General features: G+C 36.6%; 15 protein-coding genes. 14 read left to right on the top strand and 1 reads right to left on the bottom strand.

The window, feature by feature from the left end:
• Positions 1–21: 21 nt before the first annotated feature.
• The 4 genes from ispF to DNK84_RS11140 all read left to right on the top strand — a co-directional run bounded on the left by ispF (position 22) and on the right by DNK84_RS11140 (position 3,168).
• On the top strand, positions 22–501 hold the full coding sequence (gene ispF / locus DNK84_RS11155; RefSeq protein WP_119344584.1) for a 2-C-methyl-D-erythritol 2,4-cyclodiphosphate synthase: 480 nt from the start codon (positions 22–24) through the stop codon (positions 499–501).
• A 72-nt stretch (positions 502–573) separates the two neighbouring features.
• On the top strand, positions 574–963 hold the full coding sequence (locus DNK84_RS11150; protein WP_119344583.1) for a ZapG family protein: 390 nt from the start codon (positions 574–576) through the stop codon (positions 961–963).
• Positions 953–1,960: a tRNA pseudouridine(13) synthase TruD gene (gene truD / locus DNK84_RS11145; RefSeq protein ID WP_119344582.1), complete on the top strand. Its 1,008-nt coding sequence runs from the start codon at positions 953–955 to the stop codon at positions 1,958–1,960. The genes DNK84_RS11150 and truD overlap by 11 nt, the downstream gene beginning before the upstream one ends.
• Positions 1,960–3,168 carry an NAD(P)/FAD-dependent oxidoreductase gene (locus DNK84_RS11140; protein ID WP_162902402.1) on the top strand — a complete coding sequence of 403 codons (1,209 nt, stop codon included), beginning with the start codon at positions 1,960–1,962 and terminating at the stop codon, positions 3,166–3,168. Before truD ends, DNK84_RS11140 begins: the two co-directional genes overlap by 1 nt.
• A 29-nt stretch (positions 3,169–3,197) precedes the next feature.
• On the opposite strand, the gene metG is transcribed toward DNK84_RS11140, so the two are convergent.
• Complete coding sequence (gene metG / locus DNK84_RS11135; RefSeq protein WP_119344580.1) at positions 3,198–5,228, bottom strand: methionine--tRNA ligase; 2,031 nt, start codon at positions 5,226–5,228, stop codon at positions 3,198–3,200.
• Between the two features lie 251 nt (positions 5,229–5,479).
• Here metG and DNK84_RS11130 point away from each other — a divergent pair, with 251 nt between their 5' ends.
• The 10 genes from DNK84_RS11130 to DNK84_RS11085 form a co-directional block, all read left to right on the top strand.
• A complete protein-coding gene (locus tag DNK84_RS11130; protein WP_119344579.1) occupies positions 5,480–6,886 on the top strand; it encodes a leucyl aminopeptidase in 1,407 nt (468 codons plus the stop codon).
• A gap of 292 nt (positions 6,887–7,178) precedes the next feature.
• Positions 7,179–8,231: a methionine ABC transporter ATP-binding protein gene (locus DNK84_RS11125; RefSeq protein WP_119344578.1), complete on the top strand. Its 1,053-nt coding sequence runs from the start codon at positions 7,179–7,181 to the stop codon at positions 8,229–8,231.
• Positions 8,209–9,666 (top strand): MetQ/NlpA family ABC transporter substrate-binding protein, encoded by a 1,458-nt coding sequence (locus DNK84_RS11120; RefSeq protein ID WP_119344577.1) that lies wholly within the window; start codon positions 8,209–8,211, stop codon positions 9,664–9,666. The genes DNK84_RS11125 and DNK84_RS11120 overlap by 23 nt, the downstream gene beginning before the upstream one ends.
• 92 nt (positions 9,667–9,758) lie before the next feature.
• Positions 9,759–10,628, top strand: a complete 870-nt coding sequence (locus DNK84_RS11115) for a GNAT family N-acetyltransferase (protein ID WP_119344576.1) — start codon at positions 9,759–9,761, stop codon at positions 10,626–10,628.
• Positions 10,625–11,554, top strand: coding sequence for a hypothetical protein (locus DNK84_RS11110; RefSeq protein WP_119344575.1), 930 nt, complete (start codon positions 10,625–10,627; stop codon positions 11,552–11,554). The genes DNK84_RS11115 and DNK84_RS11110 overlap by 4 nt, the downstream gene beginning before the upstream one ends.
• Positions 11,551–12,018, top strand: coding sequence for a GNAT family N-acetyltransferase (locus tag DNK84_RS11105; protein WP_119344574.1), 468 nt, complete (start codon positions 11,551–11,553; stop codon positions 12,016–12,018). Before DNK84_RS11110 ends, DNK84_RS11105 begins: the two co-directional genes overlap by 4 nt.
• Positions 12,018–13,064: a PDDEXK nuclease domain-containing protein gene (locus DNK84_RS11100; RefSeq protein WP_119344573.1), complete on the top strand. Its 1,047-nt coding sequence runs from the start codon at positions 12,018–12,020 to the stop codon at positions 13,062–13,064. Before DNK84_RS11105 ends, DNK84_RS11100 begins: the two co-directional genes overlap by 1 nt.
• A complete protein-coding gene (locus DNK84_RS11095) occupies positions 13,057–13,620 on the top strand; it encodes a GNAT family N-acetyltransferase (protein WP_119344572.1) in 564 nt (187 codons plus the stop codon). The genes DNK84_RS11100 and DNK84_RS11095 overlap by 8 nt, the downstream gene beginning before the upstream one ends.
• A gap of 67 nt (positions 13,621–13,687) precedes the next feature.
• Positions 13,688–15,280, top strand: coding sequence for a GNAT family N-acetyltransferase (locus DNK84_RS11090; protein ID WP_119344571.1), 1,593 nt, complete (start codon positions 13,688–13,690; stop codon positions 15,278–15,280).
• 95 nt (positions 15,281–15,375) lie between these two features.
• Positions 15,376–16,111 (top strand): aminoglycoside phosphotransferase family protein (locus DNK84_RS11085; protein WP_162902401.1); only part of this gene is annotated, 736 nt, incomplete at its 3' end.

The following is a 16,111-nucleotide window of genomic DNA, read 5'->3' as shown; positions in this document are numbered from 1 at the left end:
AGGTAACACAGGAGCCTCAAAGTGTTTAGAATTGGTCATGGTTATGATGTCCACCAAATAGTTAAAAAGCAAGCTCCATTATTTTTAGGCGGAATTGAAATCCCTGCTGATTTTAGCCTTAAAGCACATTCAGATGGTGATGTTGTTTTGCATGCATTAACAGATGCTTTACTGGGTGCTGCTGCGCTTGGTGATATTGGTCAGCATTTCCCTGACACAGATAAAGAATATAAAAACAAGCAAAGCCGCTTCTTTGTGCAAAATACCATACAAATACTTACAAAAAAGCATTACCAGATTGGCAATATTGATATCACGATTGCCGCACAAGCACCAAAACTTTCCCCTTTTATCCAATCAATGCGTCAATGTATTGCGCAGTTACTCAATGTGGATCTTAATCAAGTTAATATCAAGGCAACAACGACTGAAAAACTTGGCTTTGTCGGCAGGAAAGAAGGCATTGCATGCTATGCTGTTGCATTGCTGATTCAGCAATAAATTCACTATTATTTCCCGCTTAGAAGCGTTACAATAAAGTAACTACACACTTTTTCCACAAAAGGAGATGAGATGATTTTAGCTTTGGTTTTGTCAATTATTGGTGCGTTTATTGTCGGCTTTTTTATTGGCTTTGTAATGAAAAAAGCAAATACATCAGTACAGCAGGAACTTGACAAAGCAAAAGAAGAATTAGCACATTACCAAACAACCATTAATGAACACGTCTATAAGACCCAGGAGATTATGGAAAATATTTATCAGGAATTCTCTAAGCTGCAACAACATGCACAAGAGTATCGTGTTAAGCTTAATTTATCACCTGTTGGGCATAAAGATACACATGTACAAAACTTTTTAAGCAGTGTAGATACATTGAAAACCGATAACACCAACGATGAAAATAAATCAACCAGACATATAGTGCCAAAAGACTACGCCGAGAGTAAGAATGACAAATAATATCGGCCTGTTAAAACAGTCTCCTGCTGATTTTATTGTTACAGAAGAGATTGATTTTAATCTCACAGGTGAAGGTGAGCACATTTGGTTATATATTGAAAAAACAGGAATCAATACAAAAGAGCTTATTAAGAAACTGGCACAGTTTTGCAATCTGCCCAGACATCATATTGGCTACTCTGGTTTAAAAGATAAACATGCAATCACCAGACAATGGATTTCTGTTTATTATCCAGGTAAAAAGGAAATAGATTTCAGTGGTTTTCATCATCCAGGCATCACCCTGTTAGATATCACACGCCATCACAAAAAGCTTAAAATTGGCACGCATAAATTTAACCGCTTTTCATTGGTAATACGTGAAGTAAGCCAGCCTTTCACAGATATTCAGACAAAATTAGAACAGATCAAAACCAATGGCTTTTTAAACTATTACGGTATACAACGCTTTGGATTTGACAATCTTGAAAAAGCGCAACAATGGATTGCTGGGGAATATCAACCGGAAAAAAGTGAGCAGGGTTTCCTATATTCTGTCATTCGCGCCTATCTATTTAATGCCTATATTGACTATAAAAAACAACAAAACACCTTATATAAAGCAATGCCTGGCGATATTGTCGGGCTTATCAACAGCAATAGCTTTTTTATGGTGACAGATGAAACCCTTGAAGATATCAACCAGCGGATAAAATTGCATAAATTAGCGCTTGCAGGCGTGCTGGTTGGCAAGGAGCAAAAGCTGCATTTTCAACACAATGCCTTAACGCAATATCAGGATTTTTGCCGCAAGCATCAGCAATATGTCGATTTTTTAATAAATAAAATGGATATGCAATTTCGCAGCACTTTGATTATACCCCAGGATATAACCTATGAATTTGACCACGATAACCATTTATTAAAGCTTGATTTCAGCTTGCCTTGTGGCAGTTATGCAACAAGCCTGGTTGATGCTTTAAGTCACTCTGAAAGCTATCTTAATCAGGATGCATGATGAATCATTACCAAGTTGCTGTGATTGGTGGGGGTATCTCAGGTGTAAGTTTTGCACAAAAAGCAGCAAACCAGGGCTTGTCTACGGTTGTCATAGAAAAAAATAATCAATTAGGCGGTTGTATTGAAACCATTGTTTCAAGTAAAGCACCATCGTTTTGGCTTGAAATGGGCGCACACACCGTTTATAACTCCTATCATCATCTTATTGCGTACTGCCAACAAAATAGGACAATTAACCACCTTCAAAAAAGACAAAAGCAGCCATTTAAGCTTATGAGCAAAGATGGTTGTATTACATCTATCCTAAGTGAATTAAATTTGATACGCGCCGGGGTCGGCTGGCCATTATTTAATTTAATAAAAGCCAATGATAAAACCGTATCACAATACTTTTCATTTTTGTTTGGCCAACGTAATTATCAAGAAACCTTACAATACTGTTTTAATGCTGTCTTATGCCAAAAAAGCCAAAACTTCCCTGCCGAATTTTTATTTAAAAAACGTCAAAAAAACAAAGCTTACCCAAGAAGTTTTACTTTTAAAAACGGGATGCAAAGTCTGTTTTGTCATCTTGATTCTAAGGAATATGACCTGAAACTCGATCATGAATGCCATAAAATTTGTTATCGCAATGGTTTATGGCACATTCAAACAAGCAAAGAGGACTTTTACAGTGAGAAATTGCTGCTTGCCACACCATGGCATATTACACAAGCCCTGCTTGCACAAATAAACCATCCAATAGCAACACTTCATTATCAACCCAAAAAATCAATTATTCATACGGCAGGCATTATCCTTGATAAAAGCCAGACAAGCCACATTAAACCTTTAGCTGGGATTATTGGCGTTGAGCAGGACTTTTATGCCATGGTTTCTCGTGATGTTATTGATCATCCTGATTACCGAGGATTTAGCATACATTTTCATGATATAAACACCCCTATACAAACGCTTATTACACACTTTTTAGCAAAATTAGCAATTAAAAAAACGGCTGTTATCGACATACATCACAAGCAAAACATCGTACCAATGTATCATGCAAAACATAAGACATTCTTAGATGCGCTTTATCAGCTATTACATAAAGAAAGCCAGCTTTATTTAAGTGGTAACTACTTTACACGGCTGGCAATGGAGGATTGTGTGCGCCAGTCACATCAAGAATATGACCGGCTGATAACAAATCTATCATATGAATAAATCATTTGATAATGTTTATTAAGATATAACTAACGAACTCGCATTCCAGGTTTTGCACCTTCATGCGGTTCTAACAAATACAATCCCTTACCATCCCCTGCTGCAAGCACCATGCCTTCAGATAAACCAAAACGCATTTTCCTTGGCGCAAGGTTTGCAACCATCACTGTATGCTTGCCTATTAAGTCTTCTGGATTATACGCTGATTTAATGCCAGCAAATACCTGCTTTTGCAAACCACCTAAATCCAGCATTAAACGAAGTAGTTTATCCGCACCTTCAACATGATCAGCCGCAATGATTTTAGCAATACGAAGATCGACCTTCATAAAATCATCAATCGCTATTTCATCTGCAATATCAAGTGCATTTTCAACGTTATCAGCCTCTATTATCGCTGCTTTCTCCTGTTGTGCCTGCATATTTTTCGTCTCCATTAAAATCGCCTCAATTTTATCTTGCTCAATACGAGCTAATAAAGGTTTGAACTTATTTATTTTGTGATTCAATAATAGCGCTGGAATCTCTGCCCACGCCAGTTGTGATATATTCAAAAACTGCTCAGCCTTTAATGCCAAAGCCGGTACAACAGGCTTTAAATAACCCATAATTATTTTAAACAGGTTAACACCAAGACTACAAACATCATGTACAATTTGTTCATTGCCTTTTTCTTTAATAAGTTGCCATGGTTTATGCTGGTCGACAAACTGATTTGCCTTATCCGCCAGATTCATAATGATACGCATTGCCTGCGCAAAATCACGTGTTTCAAAACACTGGGTAATCTTGTCATGCACCTGTGTGAATTCATCAACCAGATCCTGATCAATCACATTATCAGATAGCATCCCATCAAAACGTTTATGAATAAAACCTGCGCAACGGCTTGCAATATTTACAACTTTCCCCACCAAGTCTGAATTTACTTTTTGAATAAAATCAGTCAGGTTCAAATCAATATCATCAATTTTGGTCGTTAGCTTGCAAGCAAAATAATAACGCAGATAGTCGGCATGCAAATGATTTAAATAAGTTCTAGCTGAAATAAACGTTCCGCGTGATTTCGACATTTTTTGCCCATTGATGGTTAAAAAACCATTGGCAAACACACCCGTTGGTGTGCGATAGCCTACAGCATGCAAAATTGCTGGCCAAAAAAGTGCGTGAAAATACACAATGTCTTTACCAATAAAATGATAAAGTTCCGCTTGGGAGTCTTGTTTCCAATAGCTGTCAAAGTCAATACCTGCTTTATTGCAGAAATCTTTAAAACTGGCTAAATAACCCATGGGCGCATCTAACCAGACATAAAAATATTTCTGCTCATTGGTTCCAGGAATGGGAAAACCAAAATAAGGCGCATCACGTGAGATGTCCCAATCTTGCAGACCTGATTGAAACCACTCTTTTAATTTGTTATTAATCTCAGGCTGTAGTGCCTTATTACTCTTCATCCACTTCTCAATATCCTGGCTTAAGCTACTCAATTTAAAGAAATAGTGCTCGCTTGTTTTTTCAATTGGACACTCACCGGTCACAACCGATCTTGGCGCAATTAAATCAAGTGGGGAATACGTTGCACTGCATACCTCACAACTATCGCCATACTGATCAGGTGCCTTACATTTCGGGCATATTCCTTTTACAAATCGATCTGGCAAAAACATGTTTGCCTTAGGGTCATACGCCTGGGCAATTTCTCTTGTCTCAATCAAATTATTGGCTTGAAGCTTTTTGTAAATATCCTCAACAATTTCCTGATTTAAGGTATTATGTGTCGAGTGATAATTGTCAAACTCAACCTCAAAATCCATAAAATCATTCAGATGAGATTGCGCCATTTCAGCAACAAGTTTTTCCGGACGAATCCCCTCCTTTTGCGCTTTAAGCATAATTGGTGTGCCATGCGTATCACTGCCACACACGAAATGGCATTGATGGTTTTGTGATTTTTGAAAGCGCACCCAAATATCCGACTGGATATAACCTAACATATGTCCTAAATGAAGATGGCCATTGGCATATGGCAAGGCATTTGTCACCAAAATATTTCGCATAAAATTATCAGAATCATTTACAATGGCGCTTATTATATACCACTTATAGATCGTTTTACAGTACTCTTGTCATGAACTTTATTTCTTCTTCTTTCATCTGGCACTTGCTAGTATCACCTTGATTCAAAAGAGATAATTTGAGACACTTTTATAAAATACGTTACGTTTATGTAAATTATGGGGACATTTACATAAAGTCAGGCAATTTTTTTAAAAAACAATATAAATATTAAAATTTAAGCGAGGATAAAGTGAAGATTTCAGCCGTTAAACAGCTAAACAACAGCAGTGCACAAATTATATTTTTATTTGAAGGTGAAAAAAGTAATATCACATCGATTCAAAAAAGCCTTGATAATGGCTTTTTCAAGGCAAAACTCTCAGAAGTTTTACCTGTTACGACGGATGCACATTGTTATATTGCTGCAGGCTTAGGTAAACAAGACAAACTTACCATTACCGGTATTCGTAAAACGATTAATGCCGTTTTTAATCAATTAAAATCGCTGAATATCACCAAGGTTGCCGTAAATGCTGAAAAACTTGGTGAAAATGCAACTCGCGTTTTTGTTGAAGCGCTTGTTAATGCCGCTTATAAGTTTGATCAATTAAAAGAAGAAAAGCAAACATATGTATTAGAGCATGTTGAGATTCAATCTAATCATGTAGAAGAAGCTCAAAAACAGATTCACCTTGCCCAATGCATTGCACAAGGACAAAACTATGCAAAAGATTTAAAAAACCTTCCTGCTAATATCTGTGATACCGACTATATGCTTAATGAGGCAAAAAAGCTTGCACAGCAAAATGATAAGCTTAATCTTCACTATTTAACTGAAGATGATATGCACAAGCTAGGCATGGGTTGTATTACCGCTGTAGGTCGTGGTTCATCAATGCCAAGCTATATTGCCTGTATGGAATATTTTGGCGGCCAAAAAGATCAAAAGCCACTTGTTCTTGTTGGAAAAGGTATGGTTTATGATACCGGTGGCTTATGTTTAAAACCCTGGCAAGGCATGGGCACCATGAAAATGGATATGGGTGGTGCTGCTGCAGTTTATGGCGTGATGAAAGCCATTACTGATCTTAAGCTGCCTGTTAATGTTATCGGCGCTGTTGCTTTGGTTGAAAACTCAATTGATGGCAAATCTTATCGCCCAGGTGATGTATTAAAAAGCATGCAAGGTTTATCTGTTGAGATTGGGAATACAGATGCCGAAGGTCGCCTTGCCCTATGTGATACACTAACTTATATTGAAAAATACAACCCGGAAGTTGTCATTGATATTGCCACACTAACTGGCGCGATGGTTGTTTCACTTGGCGGTGGAATAAGTGGATTGTTTGGTAATGATGATGCTTTGGTTGAAAGCTTAAAAACAGCGGCCCAAAAGGCAAACGACCCTGCATGGCATTTACCTTTGTTCCAAGACTATCATGAAATGCTTAAAAGCGAGATTGCCGATATGAATAACATTGGTGGCAGTGCTGCTGGCAGTATTACTGCCGCACTTTTCTTGTCACGCTTTACTGAGAAATATCGCTGGGCACATTTAGATACAGCAGGCAGTGCTATGGGTACTTTTGAAAAAGCCAATGCTACCGGCCGCCCAGTACCATTATTAGTGCAATATATCCTCGATCAAATAAAATAATTCTTACACCTCTTATCCATTTTTCACATTCTATTTATTTTTAATCTCATCATCCGCCGCTTGGTGGCGATCCACATGATGATTATTAAACCAGACTTAATGAGAAGTCCTTGAAAGAATATGCAAAAATGGAAAGTGCGTAACACCAATCAATTATAAAAAATACGGCTTTAAAATGCTCTGTATCTGGCCTTAATCGAATAAAATCAATTTTTCCTTTCCTTTTGCTGATAAACCTTGCTAGGATATTTTTTTAACCATTTATTTCTACAAAACGAAGGGTATAACAACTATGATTCGTATTGAAGGCCTAAAAAAAGAATATATTGGCAAAAATACGCGTCACATCGCCTTAAATGGTATTGATCTTGAGATCAAAAGTGGCGAAATTTTTGGCATTATTGGTAAAAGTGGCGCAGGAAAGAGCACTTTGATCCGTTGCTTAAACTTGCTTGAGCAGCCAACAGAAGGCACGATAATCATTAATGATGATGACTTAACGAAAAAATCAGCTGATGCCTTACGAAAAGCAAGGCAGAAAATAGGCATGATATTTCAACACTTTAATTTATTATCATCAAGAACAGTGCACGATAATGTTGCCTTTCCCTTGGAGCTGCAGCACATCGCTAAAACAACTATTCATGAAAAAGTCACACAGCTTTTAGATCTGGTTGGGTTATCACAAAAAGCACAAAGTTATCCTGATGAGCTAAGCGGCGGCCAAAAACAACGTGTTGGGATTGCGCGCGCGTTAGCCAGTGATCCAATTGCCCTTTTATGTGATGAAGCAACTTCTGCACTTGACCCTGAAACAACGGATCAGATTTTAAAATTATTAAAGCGGTTAAATAAAGAGCTTGGTATTACAATTGTATTAATCACCCATGAAATGGATGTTATCCGCAAAATATGTGACAAAGTCGCCATTATTGACCAAGGGATTATTCAAGAAGTTGGTACCGTTACTGAGTTGTTTTTAAACCCCAAAACCAAAATTGCCAAAAACTTCACTGAAAACAGTATGCATTTAAAATTGCCTGAAGATATCGAGCAAAAGCTGTTTGATAACCCGTATCATAGTGAAAACTTAAGCCCTGTGATCAAATTAACTTTTCTTGGTGATGCTATCACAACACCTGTTATTGCTGAACTTAGCCGGAAATTTAATGTTGCATGCAACATCATCCAGGCAAATATTGAACGCGTACAATCCCAATCTGTTGGTGTAACCATATGCCACATGCAAGGTGAGAAAAAGAGCTGGGAAGATGCGTTGACTTATTTAAATAATCAAGATTTAAAAATGGAGGTCATTGGCTATGCTGCAGCAAATGCTTTTTAATCTACTGCTTGCCACATGGCAGACTGTTTACATGGTTTTTATTGCCACGGTGATTGCTATTGTTGGTGGATTAATATTGGGTGTATTATTGCATTTATCTTATAACAAAAACAATTTAGCCATCCGCCTGTTTAACACAGTTGTCGGGTTTATTGTTAATGTTACCCGCTCCATTCCCTATATTATCTTGTTGATTTTATTGTACCCGGTAACAAAGCTTATCGTTGGCACAACAATTGGTACAACTGCATCAATTGTCCCTTTAGCCATTGCCGCACTGCCTTTTTATGCAAGGCTTGCTGAATCTGCAATTGCTGAAGTGGATAAAGGCTTGATTGAAGCGGCAAATTCGATGGGTGCGACCAAAGCACAAATCATCTTTAAAGTCCTTTTACCCGAGGCCAAAACATTGCTGGTTGATGCGGCAACGCTGACCACAATCGGCCTTATTGGTTATTCAGCAATGGCTGGTATTGTTGGTGGTGGCGGTTTAGGAGATCTGACCTACTTCCAAGGCTATAACGATGGCAATTTGTTTTTGCTTTATGGTGGCGTTATTTTACTGATTATCTTAGTGCAGTTATGCCAATCTTATGGGAAGTTTTTAACCCAGACGAAAAAGTTAATCAGTGTATGGGTGCTAACAGGCTTATTGGCAATCGGATCAGTTGCTCAAATTGGCTATAGTACTTATCAGTCAGCACAGAAAACAAATATTATTACGGTCGGTTATACAAAATCACCAGAGCAAGACAAGATCATGCACTTAGTCAAGCAAATCGCCCTTGATAAATATGGCTTAGATGTAAAACTTATCTCTTTTGGTGATTATAACCTGCCTAATCGTGCCTTAAGTGATGGTGATATTGATGCCAATGTTTTTCAACATATTCCATTTTTAGAAAACCAGATCAAGCAGTTTGGCTATAAAATCACATCTATTGGTAAAACTTTTATTTATCCAATGGGGTTATTCTCTAACAGCATACACTCACTTAATGCTGTCCCTGTTGGTGCTAAAGTCGCTATTCCAAATGATCCAACAAATCGTGGCCGCGCATTGATGATTTTAGCAGATGCAGGCTTAATTAAATTAAAGCCAGGGGTTACCTGGAAGGCAAATCTTGATGATGTTATTTCTAACCCCTATAAGCTTCAGATCATTCCATTACAAGCTGATCAGGTGGCAAATAATTTAAACAGTGTCAGCCTTGCCGTGATTAATAACGATTTCTTGCCAAAAGCACATCTGACCTTAAAACAAGCATTGTTTGTCGAGCCCAAAGACTCACCTTTTGCCAATATCATCGTGGTCAGAGACCAAGATCAAAATGACCCGCTTTTACATAAATTTGTTGAGGCTTATCAGTCACCTAAAGTTGAGAAGCTTGCACAAAAACTTTATCCAGATGATGCAGCGATTGCTGCATGGTAAAACAAAAATAACTGTCTATTTGCTTGTCGTATCACAGATAATGATTAACAATGACATGATGTTCTTAAAAGCGATAGATATTATGAGTGATTATGACAATAAGTTTTAAACCACTTTCTCATTCAGATTTCACCATTTTACTTTCCTGGTTACAGACACCCCATGTAAAAAAATGGTGGGATAATGAGACGAATTACACTTTAAAACGCGTTAAAGAAAAATACACAAGCTATGTTGATGGCTACAAACAGATTGGCAATGAAATCAAACCAATACATGCTTTTATAATTGAATATGACAAACAACCTATAGGCTATATCCAGTATTATAATGCGTATGATTTCTCAAGAGATAGCGAGCAATTAAATAACTTGCCAAAGTCACTTGCAGCAATAGATATGTTTATTGGCGATGAAAATTACCTTGGTAAAGGCATTGGATCCAAGTCCTTAGGATTATTTTTAGAAAGTCATGTGTTTACAGAGTTTGATTACGCCTTGGTTGATCCTAACAGCAGCAATTTGGCTGCAAGAAAAACTTATGAGAATGCGGGCTTTAAACCTTTTGATGATCAAACTAGTGAATCTGTAATTCTGATGGTTAAGCCTAGAAATGATTTTAACGAAATAGAATTGTTAGAAAAGAAGCTTCTTGTCTCTGCCACACGAAAATCCATTAATACTTTAGATGAGTTATTGGCTGATGATTTTAAAGAGTTTGGCAAATCTGGTTTGGTTTATAATAAACAAGATATCCTGAGCAGGTTACCAAACGAAGAACCAAAAGAATTAAATGCAAAATATTTTGAGGTAAAATCACTAGGAGATACTACGTATCTTATAAATTTTAGAACGCTAGAAAGTGGCATTGAAGTATTGCGCTCTTCAATTTGGATATCAATTGATGGTCGCCTGCAAATGGTATTTCACCAAGGAACCATAATCGATGGAGGGGGAAAATGAGCTATTTCTCTATTAATGGATTAATAGCCTTTTTTGATTTGCGCAATATTCTTTGTGACTCTTCTCAAAAGCGTCATAAGATCATGTTCGAGTGTACCTTGCACTACGGCATCAAAATATCCTTTTTTAATAATTTTTATTATTTTCTTGATTTTTCAGATTGCGAGTTGGGATATATGTGTCCAATATTAAATCTTAACGAGCTTAACGATTTTGAAAAAGCAGAGAAAAGTATAGCAATCAGCCTTCAAAAAGAAGTTATCAATGCAATCAATGCACTTATCTATAATGAACAAAGAAAAGCACAGCAAAATGTTACTTATTCAAATCATTTAAAAAGAGCAGAAATAACCAATGACATTGATCAATTTATGATTCCAAATACTGTCGACAAGATCTTAATGCCATTTGATGATTACATCAATAGTGGAGCTTCTTTTTCGAGCAAAGCATATGAAATAGCATGCGAATCAATGTCTCAAAAAGAACCATGTTGTATATCTGATTTAAAATTTGCTAAACAAGCAATTAAGAATTTCGATTCCATACTGCAAATTAAAGATGAAAATTGCCAATATAATTTACAGCCATTCTATATTTTATCCAATCTTTGGAAAAGCATTTACTATATTAATCATGATCTAAGAATTGATGCTTCAATTCAATTGCGGAGTGTTTTTGAATCCTTAGTAAGAAGTAAATTTAACTTGAAGAATCAAGAGGAAATAAAACCAATCCAATATGAGCAGTACTGCATAACTCCTGAACTTAATGAGTTTTTTATAAATAGTAGAGCCACAAGAGCTGGTTCCGTTCATAAATTATTAATAACAAATGATACAAAAAATTTACGTCAATATGCAAAGCATTTGATTGATTTTTTTGAGAGAGATTTCGAAATTAACATTGGCGGTATAATAAGATGAATAATGTTACACACAGAAAAGCGCAAATCGGCGATTTTAGTCAAATTATAAAGCTACTCGCTGATGACAAATTAGGTTGTACGCGTGAGCAAGCGGGTAGCGAAGTGGCGCAAGAATACCTTGATGCATTTGCTAAAATTGACAGTGATTCAAATCAATATCTCATGGTTCTTGAGAATGATGGAGAAGTAATAGGAACATGCCCTTTAACCTTAATGCCTTCACTGACCTTTTTAGGATCCACGTGTTTGCAGATAGAAGCCGTTAGAGTCAATTCAAGCATTAGAGGTCAGAATTTAGGGCAGCAGATGATTGAAGTTGTCATTAATTGGGGCTTCGATCATGGCGCCACAATTCTTCAATTAACCACCAATAAAGAACGCACAGATGCTCTTCGATTTTACGAAAAGCTGGGATTTAAAGCCAGCCACGAAGGTGTGAAATTATATTTGGAGCAAAAATAATGGGAAAAATGATTATTGATCAAAAATACAACAAATTATTTCTAGAGCTTAAAACGCGTGTAACTGCATCAAGATATAGGGCTGCTGTTAAAGTTAACAACGAGCTAATTAATCTTTATCATCACATAGGCAATATTATTTTGCAGTCGCAAGAAAAAGAAGGATGGGGAGCTAAGATTATTAATCAGCTATCAATAGACTTAAGAGCAGAGTTCCCAGATATGAAGGGATTTAGCCCCCAGAACCTTAAATATATGCGTAAATTTGCAGAGGAATTTAGCCAAACTGAAATTGGTCAACAGGCTGTTGACCAAATCCCTTGGGGACATATCGTACTCCTTATGTACTCAGGACTAGATAAAGAGCAAATAAATTTCTATGTAAATCAAACAGTTGAAAAAGGCTGGTCTAGAAACGTACTGTCAATGCAAATAGAAACCAAATTACATAAAAGGAAAGGCACGGCCGTTACCAATTTTGATAAAAAATTACCGTTACCTCAATCAGACCTAGCACAATCTACACTGAAAAATCCATATTTATTTGATTTTTTAAGTCTTGGAGACAAAGCTCAAGAACGAGAAGTCGAAAAAGGTTTAGTAAAGCACATAGAACAATTTCTTTTAGAGCTAGGTGAAGGATTTGCATTTCTAGGAAGGCAATATCACTTGCAAGTTGAAGATCAGGATTTCTATATTGATATGCTTTTTTACCACATAAAACTACGTTCTTTTGTTGTTATAGAACTCAAGTCTGGTCAGTTTAAACCAGAATACGCAGGCAAAATGAATTTTTACTTATCTGCTGTTGATGATTTATTAAAACATTCTGGTGATAACCCATCTATTGGCTTAATTCTGTGTCGATCAAAGGTGGGTGTTTTAGCAGAATATGCATTGCGTGATATGACAAAACCAATAGGACTTGCTGAATATCGCCTAGAAGATTCATTACCTGATGATATTAAAACATCACTACCAACGATTGAAGAGCTTGAATCTGAGTTATCGAAAAGAATTAACTCTGATGAGGACAGTGATGAATAAGATTACTTTTGAAAAAGCAAGTACTGCATATAAAGAAATAATTTTTTCATGGTTAGCAGAGCCTCATGTGCAGGAATTCTGGGATAATACTCAAGGACATAAAGATGACATTTTAAACTTTATGGGTGGTAGAAAAGAGCCATCAGATTACTGTGATGGTAAATATATTTATTGGATTGCACTAGATTCTGGTAAGCCGTACGCCATGCTGATGACAATCCAAGAAACCATACAAGATAATATTGGCAACCTGAAATTAGTACACTTATCTAAAACAGGCCATACTTACGGCTTAGATTACATGATTGGCAATACGAAGTATATCGGCAAAGGGTATGGTGCTAAAACTTTAATTGAATTTATTGATTTTTTCAGAGATTCATTTGATGAAAAGGCAGATATATTTTTGATTGACCCAGCAAGCGATAACCCACGCGCAAAACGCGTATATGAAAAGGCGGGTTTTAAACACGTTGCTGATTTCGTCATGGGTGGTGATTGCAGTGGCAGTGGTAAGCCGCACCACTTATTAATCAACAAGGTTTTTGACGTTTGACTGCCCTTCTGTGTGGTAAGCCGCACTACTTATTAATCAAGAAATTGTAAACTGGATATCATTTTTAATGACTGAAAAAACAAAATCAATCTATACACTAAAGCAAATAGAAACACCGCGACTAATCATAAGGCCGGTGCGGCTCGGCGATGAAATTGAAATAAATAAAGCAATCAATAATTCTTTGGAAATACTACAAAAGTGGCAGCCTTGGGCAAAAGATCCCAGTATTGACGCGACACGAACCTTTGTTCAAAGAGGCATGTTTTCTTGGGAGTCAGGTTGTATTAAAGATTTTCCAATGGTTGTGATTCATAAACAGGATAAAAGAATCATTGGAGCCAGCGGTTATAATGATAGGAGTGATCCCGATGATGGCCTTTATGAAATTGGCTACTGGTGTGATGTAGACTATCAAGGCCAAGGGCTTGTTACGGAGTATGCTAATGCTTTAACTCGTTTTGCCTTTGATGTGCTTTCTGCTCACAAAGTTGTTATCTCAATGCAAATTGAAAACAAAAAAAGCAGCGCAGTTGCAATCAGGTTAAACTTTTCTAATGAGGGCACCATAGATCGAGATTCAGTTGATTGTACACCTAAGCATCTTGCTCAACATTATATATATTCCACTAATAACATAAAAAAGTTGCCTGCTCTAGATTACTCTTGGTCTAGTGATAAAAGCAAACCCTCAGGATTTCACATAATTAACTGGGCCAAAGATATTCTCAAAATAACTGATAATAAAGCATTTGCAATGAGTCAAGCTATCACTAAAACGCCATGGTCCCATGTTTTCGAAATAAATACTGGCAATGAAGTTTTCTATCTAAAAAAAATACCAGAAATGTTCTCGAAAGAGGCAAAATTCATTCAATTTTTGGAAAAAAATTCAAATGCTTCACTGCCACAGATTATTGCTGAAAACTCAAAGTTAAATTGCTTTTTAATGAAAAATGCAGGTCAAACGTTACGAGAAACATTAAACCAAAATTTTAGTGAGGAGTTAGTCTTTAGAACCATTGATCAATTTACCTGCTTACAAAACGATATGGCTAACCATGTCAATACCTTACTTCGGATGGGCGTTCCAGACTACCGTTTAGAGAAAATGCCTGATTTATACACTCAGCTAATTCAGCAAAAAAATTTGTTAAAGGCTTGTAGCCTATCAGAAATCGAAATCAAAAAGCTCAGTGACCTGACCTCTACCGTTTCCAAATTATGCAAGAAATTAGCAGAGTTTCAAATCATTGAGACCATTGTCCAGCCTGACTTTAATGATAACAATACACTGGTTGATGAGACAAATCAAAGAATAACAATTATTGACTTAGGCGAGATTGTAATATCCCATCCCTTCTTCTCCTTGATAAATTTTTTATATCAAATGAAAAAACATCATGGTTTATCTGAAGAAGATGATTTATATCATAGACTCAAGGCTGCTTGCTTTAACAACTATCAACCCTACTTTACATCTGATAGGGATTTCGAGGATGCGCTTGCCACATCAAAGATTGTAAACATTGTTTATGGCTTAGTCGATCAAGATCGATTTATACGAGCTTGTGGAATAGATAATCTAATCAAGCATGAATACTGGAAGCTCACAGATTTATTGAAAACATTTATGGCAACATGTAAAAATAACACATAGGGCGTTAAAACAATGAAAATATTAGCAACTGACAGACTGCTGTTACGAACTTTTCAAATGCATATTGCTCAAAAATTAATTAATAAGGTTTTACCATGATTACAGTTGAACTCGCAAAAAAACTAATAGCCACTCAATTTCCTGAATACACAGGCTTAACTGTAACTGAAGTTGAGCAACAAGGTCATGATAATAGAACATACCGACTTGGCGATGATATGTTAATTCGTATGCCAACAGCAAAAAGCTATGCTTTAAAGGTGCCTAAAGAGCAAGAATTACTGCCACAACTGGCAAAATATGTAAGCATCCCAATTCCTGCACCGATTAAAATGGGAAAACCATCTGATGATTACCCTTATCTGTTTTCAATTTATAAATGGCTTGAAGGCAGAAGTGCCAACCTTACACAGCTTGATGATAAAGCATTAGAAAATATTGCTTTTCAATTAGCAACTTTTTTGAAAGAACTTCAAGCGATTAAAGATGTAAAAGGCCCAAAGCCTGGCCAGCATAACTTCTGGCGTGGGTGTCATATAAGCGTTTATGATAAAGGTGCCCGTGAGCAAATTGCAAATTTAGCAAATGTTATTGATTCTAAAGCTGCAATCGCTTTATGGGAGAAAGCTTGTGCAACCTCTTGGCAAGAAAAGCCAGTTTGGATCCATGGTGATTTTGCAGCAGGCAATATACTCATTAAAGATAATCAATTATCAGGTGTGATTGATTTTGGTGGTATGGCTGTTGGTGATCCGGCTTGCGATCTTGTGATTGCCTGGACTTATTTAACTGATAAAGCAAGAGAAATTTTTATCAGGGTAAACGCATCTA

This window comes from Facilibium subflavum (assembly GCF_003574485.1).
Lineage (GTDB): Bacteria > Pseudomonadota > Gammaproteobacteria > Francisellales > Francisellaceae > Facilibium > Facilibium subflavum.
The sequence above is the reverse complement of the archived record's forward strand: the minus strand, read 5'-3'. Positions and strand labels throughout refer to the sequence as shown.

Bases quoted from the DNA above. Each gene is read 5' to 3' on its own strand.
- DNK84_RS11150 (WP_119344583.1), top strand. From the start codon at position 574: ATGATTTTAGCTTTGGTTTTGTCAATTATTGGTGCGTTTATTGTCGGC.
- truD (WP_119344582.1), top strand. From the start codon at position 953: ATGACAAATAATATCGGCCTGTTAAAACAGTCTCCTGCTGATTTTATT.
- DNK84_RS11140 (WP_162902402.1), top strand. From the start codon at position 1,960: ATGAATCATTACCAAGTTGCTGTGATTGGTGGGGGTATCTCAGGTGTA.
- metG (WP_119344580.1), bottom strand. From the start codon at position 5,228: ATGCGAAATATTTTGGTGACAAATGCCTTGCCATATGCCAATGGCCAT.
- DNK84_RS11125 (WP_119344578.1), top strand. From the start codon at position 7,179: ATGATTCGTATTGAAGGCCTAAAAAAAGAATATATTGGCAAAAATACG.
- DNK84_RS11120 (WP_119344577.1), top strand. From the start codon at position 8,209: ATGCTGCAGCAAATGCTTTTTAATCTACTGCTTGCCACATGGCAGACT.
- DNK84_RS11115 (WP_119344576.1), top strand. From the start codon at position 9,759: ATGACAATAAGTTTTAAACCACTTTCTCATTCAGATTTCACCATTTTA.
- DNK84_RS11110 (WP_119344575.1), top strand. From the start codon at position 10,625: ATGAGCTATTTCTCTATTAATGGATTAATAGCCTTTTTTGATTTGCGC.
- DNK84_RS11105 (WP_119344574.1), top strand. From the start codon at position 11,551: ATGAATAATGTTACACACAGAAAAGCGCAAATCGGCGATTTTAGTCAA.
- DNK84_RS11100 (WP_119344573.1), top strand. From the start codon at position 12,018: ATGGGAAAAATGATTATTGATCAAAAATACAACAAATTATTTCTAGAG.
- DNK84_RS11095 (WP_119344572.1), top strand. From the start codon at position 13,057: ATGAATAAGATTACTTTTGAAAAAGCAAGTACTGCATATAAAGAAATA.
- DNK84_RS11090 (WP_119344571.1), top strand. From the start codon at position 13,688: ATGACTGAAAAAACAAAATCAATCTATACACTAAAGCAAATAGAAACA.